The sequence below is a fragment of the Sphaerochaeta halotolerans genome (assembly GCF_003429665.1).
Classification (GTDB): domain Bacteria; phylum Spirochaetota; class Spirochaetia; order Sphaerochaetales; family Sphaerochaetaceae; genus Sphaerochaeta; species Sphaerochaeta halotolerans.
The window spans coordinates 29,733-47,021 of record NZ_QUWK01000004.1; the positions used below are offsets into that span (position 1 = coordinate 29,733).

Annotated in this window: 13 protein-coding genes; 10 read left to right on the forward strand and 3 right to left on the reverse strand. The window is 47.5% G+C overall.

The features are described from left to right. Position 1: 1 nt before the first annotated feature. The gene (locus DYP60_RS04500; protein ID WP_117329694.1) at positions 2-1,093 is read right to left on the reverse strand and encodes a BMP family ABC transporter substrate-binding protein; all 1,092 of its coding nucleotides are present in this window, start codon (positions 1,091-1,093) and stop codon (positions 2-4) included. A gap of 485 nt (positions 1,094-1,578) precedes the next feature. Here DYP60_RS04500 and DYP60_RS04505 point away from each other — a divergent pair, with 485 nt between their 5' ends. The 8 genes from DYP60_RS04505 to DYP60_RS04540 all read left to right on the forward strand — a co-directional run bounded on the left by DYP60_RS04505 (position 1,579) and on the right by DYP60_RS04540 (position 13,412). Further along, on the forward strand, positions 1,579-3,168 hold the full coding sequence (locus DYP60_RS04505; protein ID WP_117329695.1) for a polysaccharide biosynthesis/export family protein: 1,590 nt from the start codon (positions 1,579-1,581) through the stop codon (positions 3,166-3,168). Between the two features lie 9 nt (positions 3,169-3,177). Next, complete coding sequence (locus tag DYP60_RS04510) at positions 3,178-5,736, forward strand: GumC family protein (RefSeq protein WP_117329696.1); 2,559 nt, start codon at positions 3,178-3,180, stop codon at positions 5,734-5,736. Positions 5,737-5,908: 172 nt separating this feature from the next. Then, a complete protein-coding gene (locus DYP60_RS04515; RefSeq protein ID WP_117329697.1) occupies positions 5,909-7,510 on the forward strand; it encodes a bifunctional aspartate carbamoyltransferase catalytic subunit/aspartate carbamoyltransferase regulatory subunit in 1,602 nt (533 codons plus the stop codon). Between the two features lie 17 nt (positions 7,511-7,527). Beyond that, positions 7,528-8,226, forward strand: a complete 699-nt coding sequence (gene pyrE, locus DYP60_RS04520) for an orotate phosphoribosyltransferase (protein WP_117329698.1) — start codon at positions 7,528-7,530, stop codon at positions 8,224-8,226. A gap of 13 nt (positions 8,227-8,239) precedes the next feature. Next, positions 8,240-9,118 (forward strand): orotidine-5'-phosphate decarboxylase, encoded by an 879-nt coding sequence (gene pyrF / locus DYP60_RS04525; RefSeq protein WP_117329699.1) that lies wholly within the window; start codon positions 8,240-8,242, stop codon positions 9,116-9,118. Continuing rightward, a complete protein-coding gene (locus DYP60_RS04530; RefSeq protein ID WP_117329700.1) occupies positions 9,115-10,845 on the forward strand; it encodes an alpha-hydroxy-acid oxidizing protein in 1,731 nt (576 codons plus the stop codon). The genes pyrF and DYP60_RS04530 overlap by 4 nt, the downstream gene beginning before the upstream one ends. Continuing rightward, positions 10,838-11,884, forward strand: a complete 1,047-nt coding sequence (locus tag DYP60_RS04535) for an amidohydrolase family protein (RefSeq protein ID WP_117329701.1) — start codon at positions 10,838-10,840, stop codon at positions 11,882-11,884. The genes DYP60_RS04530 and DYP60_RS04535 overlap by 8 nt, the downstream gene beginning before the upstream one ends. A 40-nt stretch (positions 11,885-11,924) precedes the next feature. Next, complete coding sequence (locus tag DYP60_RS04540; RefSeq protein ID WP_117329702.1) at positions 11,925-13,412, forward strand: hypothetical protein; 1,488 nt, start codon at positions 11,925-11,927, stop codon at positions 13,410-13,412. Here DYP60_RS04540 and DYP60_RS04545 read toward each other — a convergent pair. Further along, positions 13,409-13,960: an HDIG domain-containing metalloprotein gene (locus DYP60_RS04545; RefSeq protein WP_117329703.1), complete on the reverse strand. Its 552-nt coding sequence runs from the start codon at positions 13,958-13,960 to the stop codon at positions 13,409-13,411. The two genes, DYP60_RS04540 and DYP60_RS04545, sit on opposite strands and share 4 nt — an antisense overlap. Positions 13,961-14,257: 297 nt before the next feature. Between DYP60_RS04545 and DYP60_RS04550 the strand changes: the two genes are divergently transcribed. Both DYP60_RS04550 and DYP60_RS04555 read left to right on the forward strand, forming a co-directional pair. Then, positions 14,258-15,283, forward strand: a complete 1,026-nt coding sequence (locus DYP60_RS04550; protein WP_117329704.1) for a magnesium transporter CorA family protein — start codon at positions 14,258-14,260, stop codon at positions 15,281-15,283. A 54-nt stretch (positions 15,284-15,337) separates the two neighbouring features. Continuing rightward, on the forward strand, positions 15,338-15,976 hold the full coding sequence (locus DYP60_RS04555) for a YkgJ family cysteine cluster protein (protein ID WP_117329705.1): 639 nt from the start codon (positions 15,338-15,340) through the stop codon (positions 15,974-15,976). On the opposite strand, the gene DYP60_RS04560 is transcribed toward DYP60_RS04555, so the two are convergent. Next, entirely contained in the window at positions 15,973-17,199 is a 1,227-nt protein-coding gene (locus DYP60_RS04560; protein WP_117329706.1) for a class I SAM-dependent rRNA methyltransferase, read from the reverse strand. The two genes, DYP60_RS04555 and DYP60_RS04560, sit on opposite strands and share 4 nt — an antisense overlap. Between the last annotated feature and the right edge of the window lie 90 nt (positions 17,200-17,289).

The following is a 17,289-nucleotide window of genomic DNA, read 5'->3' on the forward strand; positions in this document are numbered from 1 at the left end:
ATCAGACGCTACCGATGACGCCTTCAACAAACCAGTCCATGGTAAGCATCGCATCGTCACTCATCTTCTCGCCTGCTTTCTGACGAACAGCACCGGTGTTATCCTTTAGCTCGCCCCAGAATACATCCCATTCACCATTACGAATCGTATCTTGGACAGCCATGACCTCATCAACTACAGCCTTGGGTACCAATGGGGAAATAGGGGAAAGATGAATCATCTCATCCTCGAGACCACCCCAGTAGCTCTGGCTCTTCCATGTGCCATCAAGAACACTCTGGACAGCAGGAATCATGTAATTGCCCCAGTTCCACATCGGAGAGACCAATATTTTGTCATCACCAACAATCTTGCGGAAGTCAGCGTTGTAACCAATTGCATACTTGCCGCGTTCGATTGCTGCCTTTGCAGGCTCAGTGGTATCCTGGTGCTGTGCAATGACATCACAACCCTGGTCGAGAAGAGCAACTGCGCCCTGGCGCTCAAGGGAAGGGTCAAACCAGGTATTGGTCCAAACAACAGTGACGGTTGCCTTTGGATTGACAGCACGTGCACCAAGGGTGAATGCGTTGATTCCACGTACAACCTCTGGAGTGTTGTATGCAGCTACATAGCCAATCTTTCCGGAAGGAGACATCTCAGCAGCGATCATACCGGAGAGGTAGCGCATCTGATACATTCTTCCGAAATAGTTGGACATGTTGTCAGCAGAGAGGTAGCCGGAGCAGTGCTCGAAGTAGACATCTGGGTATCTCTCAGCAACATTGAGCATGTACTGCTGGTAATTGTAGGAGTTTGCAAAAATAATTTTGCATCCTTCGTCAATAAGGCTCTCCATGACACGTTCGCTACTTTCATTCTCAGGAACACCTTCCATGCGGATAACTTCTATCTTGTCTCCAAAATACTCTTCCATGGCAATGGTGCCCTGGTCATGCATGTAGGAATACCCCATATCTCCAGGGGGGCTGATGTAGATGACACCTACTTTCAGGGGTTCATCTTCACTGGTGGCGGTCTCTTTTGCTCCCTGTGCAAAAACAAAGGAAGTGGCCAACAGCATGATCAACAGTAAGACAATGCTCTTTTTCATGTTTCTCTCCTTACAAAAGATTGCGTGATGTCGTTGATGGTACTCGAAGGACCACAACTATTACAAATTATACGGGACGTTTTTCCTGCTGTCAAAACAATATTGAGAAACCTTTAGCGATGGAATACGCAGTTAGCATAGTAAAATTCTAGGTAAATTAAAAAATGTCTTTGGAAAAGTTAATTTTACCGAAATATATATATTTTTATAATATTGTGCAAAAAACAGGTCGTTGGAAAGGTTTTATGTTGCAAAGAAAGAGAAATGTTGCATACTGGTGTAAAAAGTGAATAAGAGAAGACAATTTAGGCTACCTTCTAGATATATTGTGCAACAAAATGACAGTCAAATTCACTCAGAATTGGGATACAAACAGAACCTTCAGGAAGCCAAATGAGACTTGTGTCACACTACTGCAAGTGATAGGATGAATCGACTGGCTTTTCCAAAATGTATGTTTCGTACTAGTAATGAAGGATTATTGCATGAACAGAACTCGAGCACACGTTGTATTTGTACTCATCATTTTGCTGTGTTCCGCACTCCCCTTGAGTGCAGAGGAAGCAGGTTTGGTTATCCGAAGTCCATTGTTCGGGCCTCAAGTGAAAACATCCACCAGTGTGGAAAATCTGGAAGTCCAGTCCTTTTCAGCACAGCTTGGTCTACTTGCGCAGCCCCCTGTATATAATGAGGAACAACGTCTGCTGAGCGCCGTGAGCAATGGCTCCTATCCTGTTACACCAGGAGATGCATTCAGATTGGTCTATTTAGATGGAATGAAAAGTGTAACGGTAGATCTGCAGGTGGACGAATCGAGTAGTGTTGCTATCCCAGGTCTTGGTTCCATTGATGGAAAAGGCAAAACCTTCGCACAGGTAAGAAAAGCCATCTATGACATGGTGCGTACCTACTACAGCTATTCCAATCCACAGCTTGTGTTCATACGCACAGGGTCCTTCATGGTTTCGGTGGTTGGGGAGGTTGTTGGAACCAGAGTGGTACCAGCTTGGGGGCTCACCCGTCTCTCTGAAGTACTGCAAAATGCAACCCCTTATGCTTCAACGAGGAATGTCCGTATCCGTCATGCAGATGGTAGTGAAGAAGCGTTTGACCTGTATATGGCGTTACGTGAAGGTGTTTTGGAGCAGGATCCACTTCTGAGAAGTGGGGATGTCATTACCCTCGACCGCTGTGAAAAACTGGTAATGTTGAGTGGCCGGGTCTATGAGCAAGGTTCCTACCAGCTCCTGAAGTCAGATCGCTTGGAAGATCTTCTGACTACTTATGGAGGAGGGCTGCTTTCATCAGCAGATGTGCAAAACATCAGGATTCAGCGGTATAATCCCGAAAGCGGTGCTTGGTATGTACAATATGTCAATTTACTCGAACAACCTGACTATGCGCTCTCCCATCTTGACCAGGTTATCGTGGATGCACAGCAACCAACGCTCCAGACGGTAACCGTCGAGGGAGCGGTTTCCTCCAGCGAAGTGTATGATTCTCTCTCTACAACAGCTCTGGTTGGGTATCCTTCTGGAAGGATTTTCTATCAGTACTATCCTGGAGAGAGCATGAAGCAAATGCTTACCTCTCTCGCTTCCCGTTTTCTTACGGTAAGTGATTTGGAAGGGGCTTACCTGCTTCGTTCCGGTAAGAAGATCCCACTCAATATCCAAAGAATACTCTACGGGGAAGATGAGAATCAGTCGATGCAGCTGGAAACCGGCGATACACTCTTGATTCCCTTCACCCAGCGGTTGGTAACAGTGAGTGGTGGAGTGGTTCGTCCTGGAGTGTTTGCATATGTTCCGGACAAGACAGTGAATTACTATCTTTCCCTAGCCGGGGGACTGAGTGACGATGCTGCCTACCCGACAGATATTAAGATACAAGGTCCTGATGGTAAGACATTGGCGTTGGAAGAAAATATTCCACCTGAAACCACCATTGCAGTGGCAAAAGAGACGTTGGCCAGGGACATTGCTCCTACGGTCGCCATCATAGGCTTGGTGAGTTCCATCCTTGGAATTATCGCCACGGTTGTGAACATTATCTTGGATTCCAAGAGCCTGTAGGAGATGCAGATGAGTCAGCAGGAAGAATATGCACAGTCAACAAGTCCCTTTGATGCTGGAGAAGAGGGCATTTCCATAGCAGAGTTGCTTCACATATTTCACAAGCGATTGCGTTGGTTCTTTGTAGGCTTTATCCTAGTTGTAGCACTAGCCCTCGGTTATTTGCAGATTGCTATACCTCAATACGAGTCAGAAGTTTCTGTTTTGGTTGATCCTATCCAGACATCTTCCTCTTTCGAGTCCTTGATGGATATGTCAGCCTCGAGCACGAAGATTGCTACAGAAGTTGAGTTGATTACCAGTCGGAGCAACATTGATTATGCACTCAGTACTTTGGATTTGTCACAGTACAAGAATGCAGATGGATTTGATTATCGTGATAAACTCGTATTGGGCAATCTGAAAGAGAGAATTGCTGTAACTACGGTGAAGGATACCAACATTGTAAGAATCAAGATCACCGATGAAAACCCTGTCTTCGCACGTGATTTTGCCAATGCCCTCGCTTCAAGTTATGATACGCTGTTAACCGGTATTGCTAAGAACTCAAAAACCGCACAACGTGAATTTATTGAGTCTCAGATTCCTATCAACGACCGTGCTCTCTCCGCAGCAGGCGATGCCTTGGGTGACTTCAGGGAAAATAGTGACATCATTCAACTCACCGACAAGAGTTCTATGTTGGTTGAACAGATTTCCTACTATACCCAGCGTCTGGAACCGTTGAAACTGCAGTTGCGAGAAGCGATGGTGTTTCTTGATTCATACAATGAAGGCCTCACCCAGGCTGGTGTTACAGGTGTGCTATCCCTTGATGATGTACGCAGGGATCCTGTAATTGCTGAAAAATTGAATGACCTTGCTGCCTGGAAAACAGAATTGACGATGTATGAGTCCTTGGGCAATTCTTCAGCACCCCAGACTCAGGTCTCCATGCCAATGGATGCTTCCTCTCGTACCTATGTGATTAGCAGTGCCATGAACCAATTGAACAAGGATCTGCTAGACCGCGTTTCTCTGCTTACCCGATCCTACGGGAATGAAAGCTATACCCAGGCCATTGTACAAGCGCTCACCACCGAAGTGGGCATACAGGTCTTGGAAGAGCGGGGAGAGGTCTTTATCTCCGAGCTTTCCCAACTACCTGTCTTGGAGCGGCGTCTCTCAGAGTTGCAACGGGATGTGCAAATCTATGAAGCCATCGGTTTGAAACTCCGGGAGATGTTGGAAGAAGTCAAGCTGGTCGAAGCGTCGGTCAGCGGTAATGTAACCGTGGTTGATGAGGCTATCCTTCCTCGCAATCCTGTCAGTCCAAATAGAGTATTGATTTTGGCTGTTGCGTTATTGTTGGGTGCAGCCTTTGGCCTCTTGCTCACCCTGGCCATTGAGGCCTTGGATGTATCCATCCAGACAGAGCAACAAATTCAGAAGATAGTGGGCAAGGATGTGCCTCTCTTGGGATGGATTCCTATGATGAAGGTCTCAAACCTGGATTTGTATCCTACCCTTATTGTGTATAATGATCCGCTTTCCTTTGAATCAGAACGGTTCAAGCTGGTTGCGAACATGCTATACAACCGTAGTGAAAAACATGTTTTTTCCATCACATCCTGTTCCATGGCTGAAGGAAAGAGTACCATCATTGGGAATATTGCCGTTGCCTTGGCTCAGATGGGTAGCAAGGTGCTCATCATTGATGGAGACCTTCGTCTTCCCAGCATGGAACGGTATTTCCACCTGAAACACCGCGAAGTGGGATTGGTGGATTATGTTACCAAGAATGCCACTCTTGAAGCGTGCATCCTGAAACCAATTGAAAAGGTTCCCGGCCTGCATCTGTTGCCTCCAGGAAATGCTCCCTTGGTTCATGCTGGCATTTTTTCCAACCCGCGGTATACTCGCCTGATAAGCTATCTGGAGAGTGTGTATGACTTTGTCATTATTGACGCCCCTCCGTTGGACTCGGCGAGTGAGTTGCTCTCCATCAGCAAACATGTCGACGGATTGATTATCACTGTCCGTGCCGGTATTACCAGCAAGGGCTCTCTCTTTGATTTGATCAGCAGCTTGAGAACGGCAAATGTTCCCATCAGTGGTGTTGTGTTCAACGGTGTGGTTCCTGGTTCGGTTGGAACCGGGTACCGATATGGTTACGGCTATGGGTACGGCAAGGGATACGGGTATAGCTCCTATGCGTCACGATACAGCGCCATGGGCAGTAGTGGAACACTGAAAAAACGTCGCAAGCACCAAGTACGTAAACGTTCCAATGGGTGGTATCGTAAAATGTACAAGCGTGATGTGAAGAATCGTGGTAAGCTTTCGCAAGAGCAGTTTGATGCGGTGCTTGCCTTCGGTCCTGATTCTCCTTACGCTACCATTGCAGATTGGGTGGAAGCTGAACGTGAAAATGGGAAGACAAAACCCAATGAGACGAGGCAGACGGAGGTTCCCTCTGCAAAACAAGAGGATCCTCGTCCCTCTTCAGACCCAGTAGAGCAGGACCTTGCAAGTCTTCGGGATATAGAAAATGATGCTGATGCAGCTGGTAAGAAAAGAGAGGACTAACCCTAGACAGAGCGTCAACTCTCTGCTATGGTTTTCAGAAGAAAAGAAGGAGGGATTCCATGGGCAAGAAACGAGACAGTATAGTGTGTAACACTCTGGAATGGGAATTCCTTCAATATAGTGCAGTGAAGAGTCGGTCGTAGGGCCGGCTTTTTTTTTTGAAGGAGTCAAGATGGAAAAACAGAATGTATTTGCAGGACGATCGTTATGTGTTATTGAGGATTTTTCCAGAGAAGAGCGTATGTATCTCTTCAACCAAGTGCGTCATCTGAAACAGGCAATGGAACAGAGGGATCAAACCAAGCTCCATCCATTCAGGATTGATGATAGGGATTTCGGTATCTATGAAGTGTTCCTGGAAGACAGCACCAGAACCAAAGAGTCCTTCAAGAATGCTGCAAATTTCCACCATGCTAAAGTCTCTGAGCTCAACAGTGACAGTTCTTCCTTCAATAAAGGTGAAAGTTATGCAGATACCTTCAATACACTCAGTGGGTATGAAAACACCATTTTCATCATACGAAGCAAGGTCGAGGGTGTAACCAGGCATCTGGAGGAGGCCTGTGCCGCCTATGCAGAACGCAATACATTGTATCGCAAACCCGTGTTCATCAATGCCGGGGATGGAAAGCATGAACATCCTACCCAGGAGTTGCTTGATGAGTTCACCTTTCTGGAGGACAACCAATGGAGCAATAAGGCGTTGCATCTTGCCTTGGTCGGTGATCTCTTCCACGGCCGGACCGTGCATTCAAAAGCTGATGGCTTGAAAATCTTCAAACAGGTTAAGGTGGATTTGATAGCTCCAATAGAGCTGGCAATGCCGGAAGTCTACGTCAACCGCATGGTGGAAAATGGCTATCAGGTTCGTATCTTCGCTTCCATTGAAGAGTACCTCGAGCAACCTGATGTGGCATCCCAGTGGTACTTCACCCGACCTCAGTTGGAGCGTATGGGAGACAGAATTCTCCAACGACAGGAAGAACTTCGGCGCTCCATCACATTTCGTGAAGAATTCTTGCCCAAGATCAAGGAGGGAACTACCTTCTACCACCCACTTCCACGGCACAAACTAACTCCTACCATCCCAACCTTCCTTGATGACACTCCGCTCAATGGATGGGAACGACAATCGATCAACGGTATGTATGTAAGAATTGTCCTGTTGTCACTGCTTGCAGGAAAGATTGGAAGTGATTTTATTCCAGCTGAAAAGAAAGCAGTCCAAGAGAGTGAGGATTATATTACCGAGGTAGATCTGCAGTCACGCATAGTGAAGGAGAAACGGGTGAGTGAAGGAGTTCAACCAATCCGTAATGGTCTGGTTATAGACCACATTCTCAAGGGTGATCACCCGAGCGAAATCAGGAGACATATGAGACTGATCAGCAGTGTGCTCGGCCTTGATGCATACAAAGGTGGGGAGTGGGTAAGTACAAGTGGTCAGGAAGGCGTCTACAAAGGCATCATTTTCCGACCAGGGGAATATAGTCTTGATCGAAAGCAACTCAAACGGTTGAGTGCAGTGGCACCGGGTTGTACCTTGAACCTGATCAAGGATGGAAGGGTAATGAACAAATTCCGCTTGCATCTTCCCCCCCGGATCTACAACTTTGAGGATCTTGCTTGCACCAATGAAGCATGCATTTCCCATCCCGGCCAGGGTGAGGGAGTTCCTGCGATGTTCCATCGAACAAAAGACAATACCTTTGTCTGTGCATACTGCAACAAGACACACACCTTCAAGGAAATCTGGAAGCGTGGAAATAAATAAGGTACACTGGAGAGACCATGAAACATATTGAAGCTATAACAAACCATTATGGGCCCATTTTAGCAAAGAAAGCCTTGGAACTTGGGGCAATCCGACTCCAAGTACAGGATCCATTCACTTGGGCGAGCGGCTACCGCATGCCAATCTACAATGACAATAGGAGGCTGCTTTCCGAGAGTGGTGCAAGGAAGCTGGTCAGTGAAGCATTTGCCGCCATGCTGGAAAGTCTTGATTATGATCCAGATACCATTGCAGGAACAGCTACTGCCGGCATTCCTCATGCAACCACACTTGCTGACAGACTTGCGAAGCCAATGAGTTACGTTCGAAGTTCTGGCAAGGACCATGGCCTAGGACAGCAGATAGAGGGCCTCGGGTTGGGAGGAACCTATGAAGGTGCAAAGGTGCTCCTTATCGAGGATCTGATCTCCACAGGTGGGTCTTCCATCAAAGCAGTGCAGGCGATTACCAAGGCCCAAGGTGTGTGTCCCTATACCTTTGCAATCTTCACCTATGGATTTGCCGCCGCACAGGAAGCCTTTGCCGCCTTGGACCCAGCTTGCAAGGCTTTTACCATTCTAGATTATGATGTAATGGTTGCAAGCGCCAAGGAAACAGGTTATGTGAACAGTGAGGAGGCCAGGCTGCTTACATTATGGAGGGAAGACCCCTTCGGCTGGGGTGAAAAACAGGGATTTCCCAAAGTAGACCGGTAAGGAGAGGGTAAGCGTGAGGTATCAAACATTATTGAAAGAGAGTGCAAAGAATACTGGGAATGTTGCTTGTATGGGATTGGATCCAATTCTGGAATCCCTTCCTGTCTCCAGCGGGAACCTCCGCACTGACCTGAACAGTTTCTTTCAGCAGTTGTTTCGGAGAATGAATCTTGCCGGTTTGATTCCAGCAGCTTTCAAGCCGAACCTTGGTTACTACCAGAGTCTTGACCGACCACGTGATGAAGATTTTTCCGGGAGTGCTGCTCTTGCCGATGTTTTGGATATGCTGGAGAGTTTTTTTCCAGGCATTCCTGTCATTCTTGACAGCAAGCGAGGAGATATTGCCCGAAGCAGCATGAACTACGCCAGGGAAGCGTTTGAAGCATGGCAAGTCGATGCCGTGACTGTAGCTCCCTATATGGGAAGTGACTCGGTAGAGCCTTTCCTCAGGTTCCCTGAAAAAGGCGCATACCTGCTCAATCGTACCAGCAACCCTGGTGGAAAGGATCTGCAAAATCTGCTTGTTGTGAAGGAAGGCGAGAACAGTCGTCCACTTTACCTCGAGGTGGCTAGCCAAATTGCAGCCTACAACCAGAAGTCGGGAAGTGTAGGGGCCGTGGTTGGAGCCACCAATCTGCAGGAGTTGGAAGCTATTGCCGCTTTCTATCACGATCAGGCTGTTCCCTTGCTTATCCCTGGTGTCGGAAACCAAGGGGGCTCAGCTGGGGAAGTTATGGCAATCCTGAAAAGAGCAGGGTATCCGGTAGAACTTGCCAGAATAAACAGCAGCAGCGCGTTGACCCATCCCTGGAAAAACAAAGGGGTTCCCGAAGATTGGCTTGATCTCTGCATGAAAAATATTCGCTTTCTGCTTGAGGAGACTTCCCTATGAAGGATGTGATGGAACTACTGGTAAACCGACACCTTAATCCAGAAGCCCCTGTCCTCTTGACAACAGTGAGTGGTGTTGCATCCACAAAACCTCGGTTGATCACCTACTTTGACAGCAAGGTATCTGCTATCAGCATTATTACAACCAAGAGCTTCCAAGTGGAAGTGAATCCAGGGAACCGTGAACCGGTGATTTGTGAGACCTCAGTAGGAAACTTTGGGAACTCAGTTGGTTTGCGCAACCCTGGAATGGAACAAGCGCTGTATGAGATTGGAAAACTTAGGAAAGAGCACACCTTCTCCAGCTACCTCAATGTCTCCCTCTCTGCAAATAGCGTAGAAGATTTCATTACCTTGGTGAAAGCTTTTGATGAGGTGGCCGATCTGGTGGAGTTGAACTTCTCCTGTCCCCACGCATCGGCGGGATATGGTGCATCAATCGGCTGTGACCAGAACATTGCCGCAGAATATGTACGATTGATCAAGGAAGCAACCAAGGAGTGTAAAGCCCCCTTGTTTGTAAAACTCACTCCAAATGTTGATGACATCGGTGTGATAGCAAAAGCGGTGATGGATGGTGGTGCCGATGGTCTGGTTGCAATCAATACGGTTGGCCCGATTGTCCATAAAGATCCAGGTTCAGGGTTTCCTATATTGCAGAACAGGCTTGGGGGAAAGGGTGGAAGCAGCGGGCACCATATCTATGAGCGCGCGCTTTCAGCCATCAAGGAGATCCGGGAAGCCTGTGGGGAGGCCATTCCTCTCATCGGAATGGGAGGCGTGAGCACCGGTGCAGAAGCTGCAGCCTTGATAGCCTCTGGAGCTGATGCAGTCGGTATTGGTTCAGCCCTTGGTACTGTGGACCAAAAGGTATGGCCTGAATACCTCTCTTCTGTGAAGCGTGAGGCCGAAGCAATAATACGCGGTGAGGATTCCGTCAAAGAGCAATCTACCACCTACATTATCAAGCATCGACAGATGGCGTATGAGAAACATCAGGTAATCAAGCGTGAGCAGTACGGCAAGGATACCTGTATCATTACCCTGGATGGAACGCTTGACTGCAAGGCAGGACAATTTGCGTTTCTATGGATTCCTTCCATCGGGGAAAAACCGTTTTCCGTTGCTCATAACAAACCACTGACGTTCATTGTCAAGAACCGTGGGCCATTTTCAGCTGATCTTTGTGGTTTGCAGGTGGGTGATGAGGTCTTTGTACGGGGCCTCTATGGTGCGCAGCTGAACAATGAGATAACTAAGAAAGCGCTCTTGTTGGGTGGAGGTACCGGGGTGGCCGTCCTTCCCAGTCTAGCTGAACAATTGAGAAGGCAAGGAACGGAAATGGACATCCTTGTCGGAACCAGCGAAACCGTGGAAGGAAAAGCCCTGCTGGAAGAGGAGCTCTTTACTTATGGAGCATTTACCTGTATTGCTGATGAGGGGAGGCCAGGTAGGGTATTGGACCTTCTGGACAGCATTTCACTGGATGATGACCAAGCCTGCTACCTTGTAGGTCCTGAGGTATTCATGGCCATCGCCTGCCGCAAATTGTTGGGTAGGGGAATTAAGGAACAAAATCTATACCTGTCGATGGAAAGGACCACGCTCTGTGGAATAGGAATGTGTGGGGAGTGTGCCTGTGGTGACCGCCTCACCTGCAGATGGGGCACATTCATGCAGTACGACTATTTGGCGAAAGAGGCGCCTGAATTGATTGCCTATGATTGACCCTCATGTACATCTCCGTGATTGGAAAGAAAAAGAGAAGGAAACCCTAGCCCATGGGTTGGCTGTTGCTCTCTCATGTGGAATTGATGAGGTATTCGACATGCCGAATACCCAACCAACCCTAACAGAACGAAATACTGTTCTGAAACGGCTCAAGGATGCTGAACAGTGTGGTATTGGCGTCCACTATCATCTCTATGCTGGGCTGACATCTTCTCCCGAGCAGATTGGAGCAATGGTCTCTCTTGTCCAGGAACTTTTTCCACGAGTAGTAGGACTCAAGATGTTTGCCTCTCACTCGACCGGCAATATGGGACTTGTGCAGGAAAAGGAACAAGCGTTGGTGTATCGTACCTTGAGCGATTGTGGATATGAAGGAGTGGTTGCCCTACACTGTGAAAAAGAATCCCTGTTGCATCCTGAGCTGTATAATACCACTGACTTTTCCAGCCATAGCCTTGCAAGGCCTGTGTGTGCAGAGGTGAAAAGTGTCTCAGATCAGCTCCGTATTGCCCAGGAGGAAGGGTTCAAGGGACACCTGCACTTCTGCCACCTTAGTAGTATTGAGGCTCTCCATGAAATTGAGAAAGCCCGGTCTCAGGGGGTTCGTGTCAGCTGTGCGGTCACTCCTCATCATGCGCTCCTTTCCAGTGATGACGCAAAAGACCGTTCGCTGTATGCAAAGATGAATCCTCCGCTTCGCAGTGAGACTGAACGTAGTGCTCTCTTTGCTGCTTTGTTGGGAGGAAGAATTGACTGGATAGAGAGCGATCATGCTCCGCATACACTTCACGATAAAGAAGCAGGGGCAAGTGGCATTCCCGGCTTCAGTGGAATCCTGCTTTTGGTCAAGGAATTGCTTGAACAAGGCGCAACAGCACCCTTGTTGCAGAAGCTGTTGGGCAGGAGGGTGCAAGAGGTGTTTCACCTCCCCTGTCGAGAAATCTTCATTCCAGCGTATGATGACCTGGAATCACTCTCTACCAAAAGTGCAGACGAGTATCCCTGGGACAGTTACCGGAACTTGCGATTGCGTTAAGAAAAACCCTCCTGTATACTAATGCAACCGGGAGGGAATTTTGATCGATTTACGGAGACATTCAAGTAGGCATCTAGAGACGAAACTCATCCTACCAATTCCAGAGACGAGAAAGTATGAACGGGAAATTCACTACTATCTATTCTCGCCTCCCCAGCTGTATGTAAATCGCTCTATGTACAGTGAAGAACATATTCTCCACAAATTTCAAAGTCATGGTAGATACTCCTCTCCTGAAATAACATTGGAAGAGTTGCTCGATGATGGGAATTCACTCAGTCCTCTCTCCATTCTCAAGCAGTACACCCAGGAACTCTTGATTGATCTGAATGCAGTACAGGAGCGAAACGTAATCCATGAATTGCAGACAGTGGTGAACTCAGTACGCCATGAGACAAAGGCATGTCTGAAGGATTGCAAGGACATGGTGAAACTCGGCATGCATGACGATCTGAATGCAACATTGATGAACTGGCACGAAAGCGCTTCGGCTCTTCTAAAAATTCTCAGAGGTATGATTTCTGAAATCCAGAAAAAAGTGGACCCTGAGAGTCGTCTGTTTCTTGCCTACCTCTGGACGGATGAGGCAGTGAGTCTGATTTGTGAGAAACATGCCATTGATCTTTATATGGCTTCAGCCTCGATGGGAAATGAGGAAGATAAGCAGATACTTGGTAAGTTGATGCAGTTTTCCCGTGATGAACTGGAATACCGTAGCAAAATGGAGTATCCAAGCGGAAGCACCAATGCAGAGACAGTACAATATAGGAAGGCAGTATTGAAGAAGTGGACACAGTCCAGTCTCTACCTCGTTCCCAATATATCCAAATGGCCGAAGCGAGTTTCAGAGATTCTTGCAGGAATTGCTGCTGCTGTTGCAATGGCCTTTGCACTATTGACAACCATATTTGCGGAAGAAACATTCATCAAGAATTCCTTGCAGTGGGCGCTGATAGTCATCATCGGTTATGTATTCAAGGATAGAATCAAGGAATGGCTCAGGCTCTTCTTCAATGCAGTCCTGCCAAAGATGATGGCCGATGAGATTTCCTCTTTTCTTTCCCCAAAGACCAACAAGAAGATATGTTCAAGTAGGATCAAGCTCAAGATTACCAATCCTGATGAAATACCCGCTCCTGTGAGAGAGATTCGTAGGGATAAGAACAATCCTTTCAGGGATATGCTCCCCCAAGAGGATGTCATCCATTATGTTCGTAATTTGACCATGCATCCACTATCCAAACAGGGTATGGCTCGTGACCGGTTTCCCCGAGAGAACCACTTTACCTTGGTTACAAGGATACGGCTTGATGATTTTCTGAAAGAGATGGATGATCCCAATGACGTGGTATTCAGAATGGACCCAGATGCAGATGAACTGGATCAGCTAAACAGTGAACGTGTGTACCATCTGCATCTGGTCATGCGAGAATATTCAAAAAAAGAGGGCTTGGAACTCTACACTCACTATACGGTGGTTCTGAACAAGAGCGGAATTGTCCGCCTTGAACAGATGCCGCTCTCCTAGAGGCCGATCTTGGTGGCGGCCCCAGCCATTGCTTCTATGGTGAGCGAAATGATGTGATTCATCTCGATGCCGAGCTTTTCTGCACCTTGGGAAATAAGGTCTCGGTTTACTCCAGCCGCGAACGTTTTGCTCGTCCATTTTTTCTTCACCGACTTCACACTCATTCCTTCCATTTTCAGAGGACGCATCAGGGCAGTTGCATACACCAGACCGGTTAACTCGTCAATGGTGTAGAGAACCTTCTCCATGAAATGTTCCGGCTCAATCGTGCTGCAGATGCCATACCCATGGCTGCAGACAGCCCTGATAAACGCATCGTCAACGTCAATTTCCTGCAATAATTCTGGAGCTTTCTGGCAGTGCTCCTCGGGGAACATACCATAGTCTATATCATGAAGGAGTCCAACCAGTGACCAGTACTCCTCATCATACCCATACTCCTTCGCGAATCGCCGCATCGTCTCCTCAACTGAATAGGCATGGTAAACCAGTGCTTCATTAGGATTGTATTTTCTCAGCAATGCATCAGCTTCTTCTCGTGTAACCATCATGTTCCTCCTTGTAGCGAGTATAGAATGTTTATCTTGTTTCGAAAAGAGAGAAAAAAAACTGGCAACCCCTTTATTAGGCTAACGTGATTGTGGTAGTATTGCTGTGGTGCTTGCCAGACTGGTAGGCCATCTTGTTATGAGGAGGAACCCATGTCTACAGTAGACGACGGTGGCAGTATAAACCCGCTGCCTAGAAACACCCGAACGGCGTCCTCCTATCCCCAACACAAGAAGTAATCATGATTCTTCCTGCAAAGGGCTGGGTATGGATGCAAACACAGCCATGGAGGAAGTATGATCACCATTAGAAAGAATCTTATAAGCCAGATTCCCGGAGAGCCCATTCAGGAGGCTCCTTACACTTGGGTCGACGCTAGGGATATCAACAGAGATGATATCACCCAGCTCGAAGAAAAATATGCCATTTCCAGCGAATTGCTCGCAGATATCATGGACCAGGACGAACAGGCCCGCATTGAACGTGAAGATGATTATATTGCGTTGATCATGCGTCTGCCCGCCCTGGCCGATGATTGCAAGGGAATAAACCAGTATGCAGTTCCGCTTGGTATTGTACTGGTACGTGATACTGTTATCACCATCTGCCAAAGTGACAGCATCGTGCTTGAGGATTTTGCCAAGAACCGGTATCGACAATATCCGGTACAGACCGCCGAAGGATTCGTTGTAAGCATCCTCGGTCGTGCAGTGATGGTGTACATCCGTCTTCTTAAATACATCAACCGCCAGAAATCACAGGTTGAGGAACAACTGCACAAGAGTATCATGAATTATGAGTTGATTCAGTTGCTGCAGATCCAGAAATCCTTGGTCTATTTCTCCACGAGCCTGACAACCAATGAAGCATTGATGGAACGGTTGCAACGCACCCCGTATTTCCGTCTGGAAAGCGAGGATGAGAGGGATTTCCTTGAGGACGTCATTACAGACAACAAACAAGCAATCGAGATGGCGAATATTTACTCATCAATCCTGACCGGGACGATGGATGCTTTCGCATCGGTCATCAGCAACAACATGAATGTAATCATGAAACGGTTGACCATCATTTCAATCAGCTTGATGATACCTACGTTTATCACCGGTTTCTATGGGATGAACATTGCCTTGCCCTACATGCAAAGTCCTTTTGCATGGATTGGGATTCTGGCATTCTGTGGCGCCAGTTCGATGATTGGTGGATGGGCGCTCTCTGACCGGAGGAATGCACGGCTGGTTCAGCGTTCGGTGCAAGGGTCCCGTCAGGCAGAGAAAGAATATCGTAAGAAAAAACGAAAAAAACGTGGTCTTCCTGATTGATTCACAACCACTTGTAATGGTAGTATCCGCTCCGTTCTAGGGAGTACATCACAGATGGACAGTATTGAGGAACTCATAAGAGCGTTCGAAGGAACGTATGTAGGCCAGAATATGGCCGACTTGGTCGAATTGTATTCAACCATCGAAAAACAAACAAATAATTTCTGTTCAAAGTACAGTATTGCCTGTGGAAGTGGCTGCGGTACGTGCTGTGAGCACTTTATGCCGGATATAACGGTAAGTGAAGCTCGTTTGGTTGCTGCCTATCTTCTCCTCTTCAAGAAAGATACAACTCGTATCGAAGCGGTGAATAATGCACAGGGGAATACAAGTGGACCCTGTCCTCTCTATGACCCCGACTCTCCCCATCACTGCACAGTCTATCAAGCACGACCGCTTATCTGTCGGTTGTTTGGTGCCTGCGCCAGCCAGGGAAAGGATGGAAGAGCCGTGTTCAGACGTTGTAAATACAATGGAGAACAAACCATGCCTTTGTCTTTGACTTTTGATGAGGATGTACCGGTAATGCAAGACTATAGTTATGCACTGCGGTCGCTTGATGATGGCAACGGCAAGGTAGGGTATCTCAGTGAAATGGTCTCTTCTTTGGTTGAGCAGTTGCGATTTCTCTCAAGTATGCTCAGTCTTGATGATACCAATCCGGATGACACCCCAACTCCCCTTGCCAGCTAGCGTATGACTCGTACCAAGTATCCGTTGAGGTATTCAGATTCTGGGAATGAAATCCTGATCGGATGGTCATGTCCTTGGCCAAGCTTCTGAAGGATCTGGATCTCTACCATAGCATCTTTTGCACTCCAGGCAAGGATCATGCGGAACTGTTCCGCACTGATGGCTGAGCTGCAGGAGAAGGTTGCAATGATACCACCGTCCTTGATCTTCTGCATTGCCAAGCGATTCAGATCCTTGTAGGCTTTCTGGGCTCCTTCCGCTTGTGCCTTGGTCTGGGCAAGCTTGGGAGGATCGAGAATCATGAGATCATAGTGATCCTTTTCTATATGCCGCATCTGCTCAAAGATATCACATTGGGTAATTTCGATTTTCTCCCGGCTTCCTTCTGGAATAGTCTTGAGGTCCTGGTTGATATGGATATGGACCAATGCCTGCCTCAGGGCTTGTTCGCTCGAATCGAGGAGATCGACATGCTTTGCACCGGCTCTCAGTGCATGCAGGGTGAAAGCTCCGGTGTAGGAACATCCATCGAGTACCACAGCATCCTTTGCATACGCCTCGATAACCCGTCTGCTCTCTCGTTGATCACAATAGAATCCACTTTTTTGCCCCTTTCCTGGAGCAACTTCATAGTAGAGATTATCTTCACGGAAACGAACGGGATCGAGTTTCTTGGATGGGGTGAAATACTGGCCATCCTGGTAGTAGACGAGGGACTCCTTGAGATGTTCAGCAGCAGTAAAGGCACTGTCTGTATTGAGAATAATCAAGGAAGGTTTGAGAAGTGATTCCAATGTCTCTACGATGAGGTCTTGAAAGTGATATGCTACACGGCTGCTGATGATGATCCTGAGCATGGTTCCGTATACATCCACTACCAAACCTGGTAGATAATCCGCCTCTGAAAAAATGATTCGGAAGGTAGTGGTTGCCCCGGCCTTGTCCTCGAAGAACATTTTTCTGCGGAGAACACTCTGGGCGATGGTTTGTTTCCACCACCGCTCATCGATTCTCTGGTTCTCGTTCCAGGAGAGCAGGCGCAAGGGGATATGGCTTTCTTTGTCATACCAACCCCATGCAATGAATTGTCCTTCATCTGTTTCTGCTCTGGTAACCCCTGTTTCAAGGAGGGAGATGTCATTTTCGATAGCGCCGCTGAAGACCCATGGATGGTGACGGAGAAGTTGTTTTTCCTTGCCACCTTTAATTGTAATGGTTTGCATGGGTACACTCTAGCGGAGTGTATCTATTTTGTCAAAACATAGGGTCTTCCTTTTGTCAAAACGTTTGTTGACTTGCCACCTCTCTATGCT

Bases quoted from the DNA above. Each gene is read 5' to 3' on its own strand.
- DYP60_RS04500 (WP_117329694.1), bottom strand. From the start codon at position 1,093: ATGAAAAAGAGCATTGTCTTACTGTTGATCATGCTGTTGGCCACTTCC.
- DYP60_RS04505 (WP_117329695.1), top strand. From the start codon at position 1,579: ATGAACAGAACTCGAGCACACGTTGTATTTGTACTCATCATTTTGCTG.
- DYP60_RS04510 (WP_117329696.1), top strand. From the start codon at position 3,178: ATGAGTCAGCAGGAAGAATATGCACAGTCAACAAGTCCCTTTGATGCT.
- DYP60_RS04515 (WP_117329697.1), top strand. From the start codon at position 5,909: ATGGAAAAACAGAATGTATTTGCAGGACGATCGTTATGTGTTATTGAG.
- pyrE (WP_117329698.1), top strand. From the start codon at position 7,528: ATGAAACATATTGAAGCTATAACAAACCATTATGGGCCCATTTTAGCA.
- DYP60_RS04530 (WP_117329700.1), top strand. From the start codon at position 9,115: ATGAAGGATGTGATGGAACTACTGGTAAACCGACACCTTAATCCAGAA.
- DYP60_RS04535 (WP_117329701.1), top strand. From the start codon at position 10,838: ATGATTGACCCTCATGTACATCTCCGTGATTGGAAAGAAAAAGAGAAG.
- DYP60_RS04545 (WP_117329703.1), bottom strand. From the start codon at position 13,960: ATGGTTACACGAGAAGAAGCTGATGCATTGCTGAGAAAATACAATCCT.
- DYP60_RS04550 (WP_117329704.1), top strand. From the start codon at position 14,258: ATGATCACCATTAGAAAGAATCTTATAAGCCAGATTCCCGGAGAGCCC.
- DYP60_RS04555 (WP_117329705.1), top strand. From the start codon at position 15,338: ATGGACAGTATTGAGGAACTCATAAGAGCGTTCGAAGGAACGTATGTA.
- DYP60_RS04560 (WP_117329706.1), bottom strand. From the start codon at position 17,199: ATGCAAACCATTACAATTAAAGGTGGCAAGGAAAAACAACTTCTCCGT.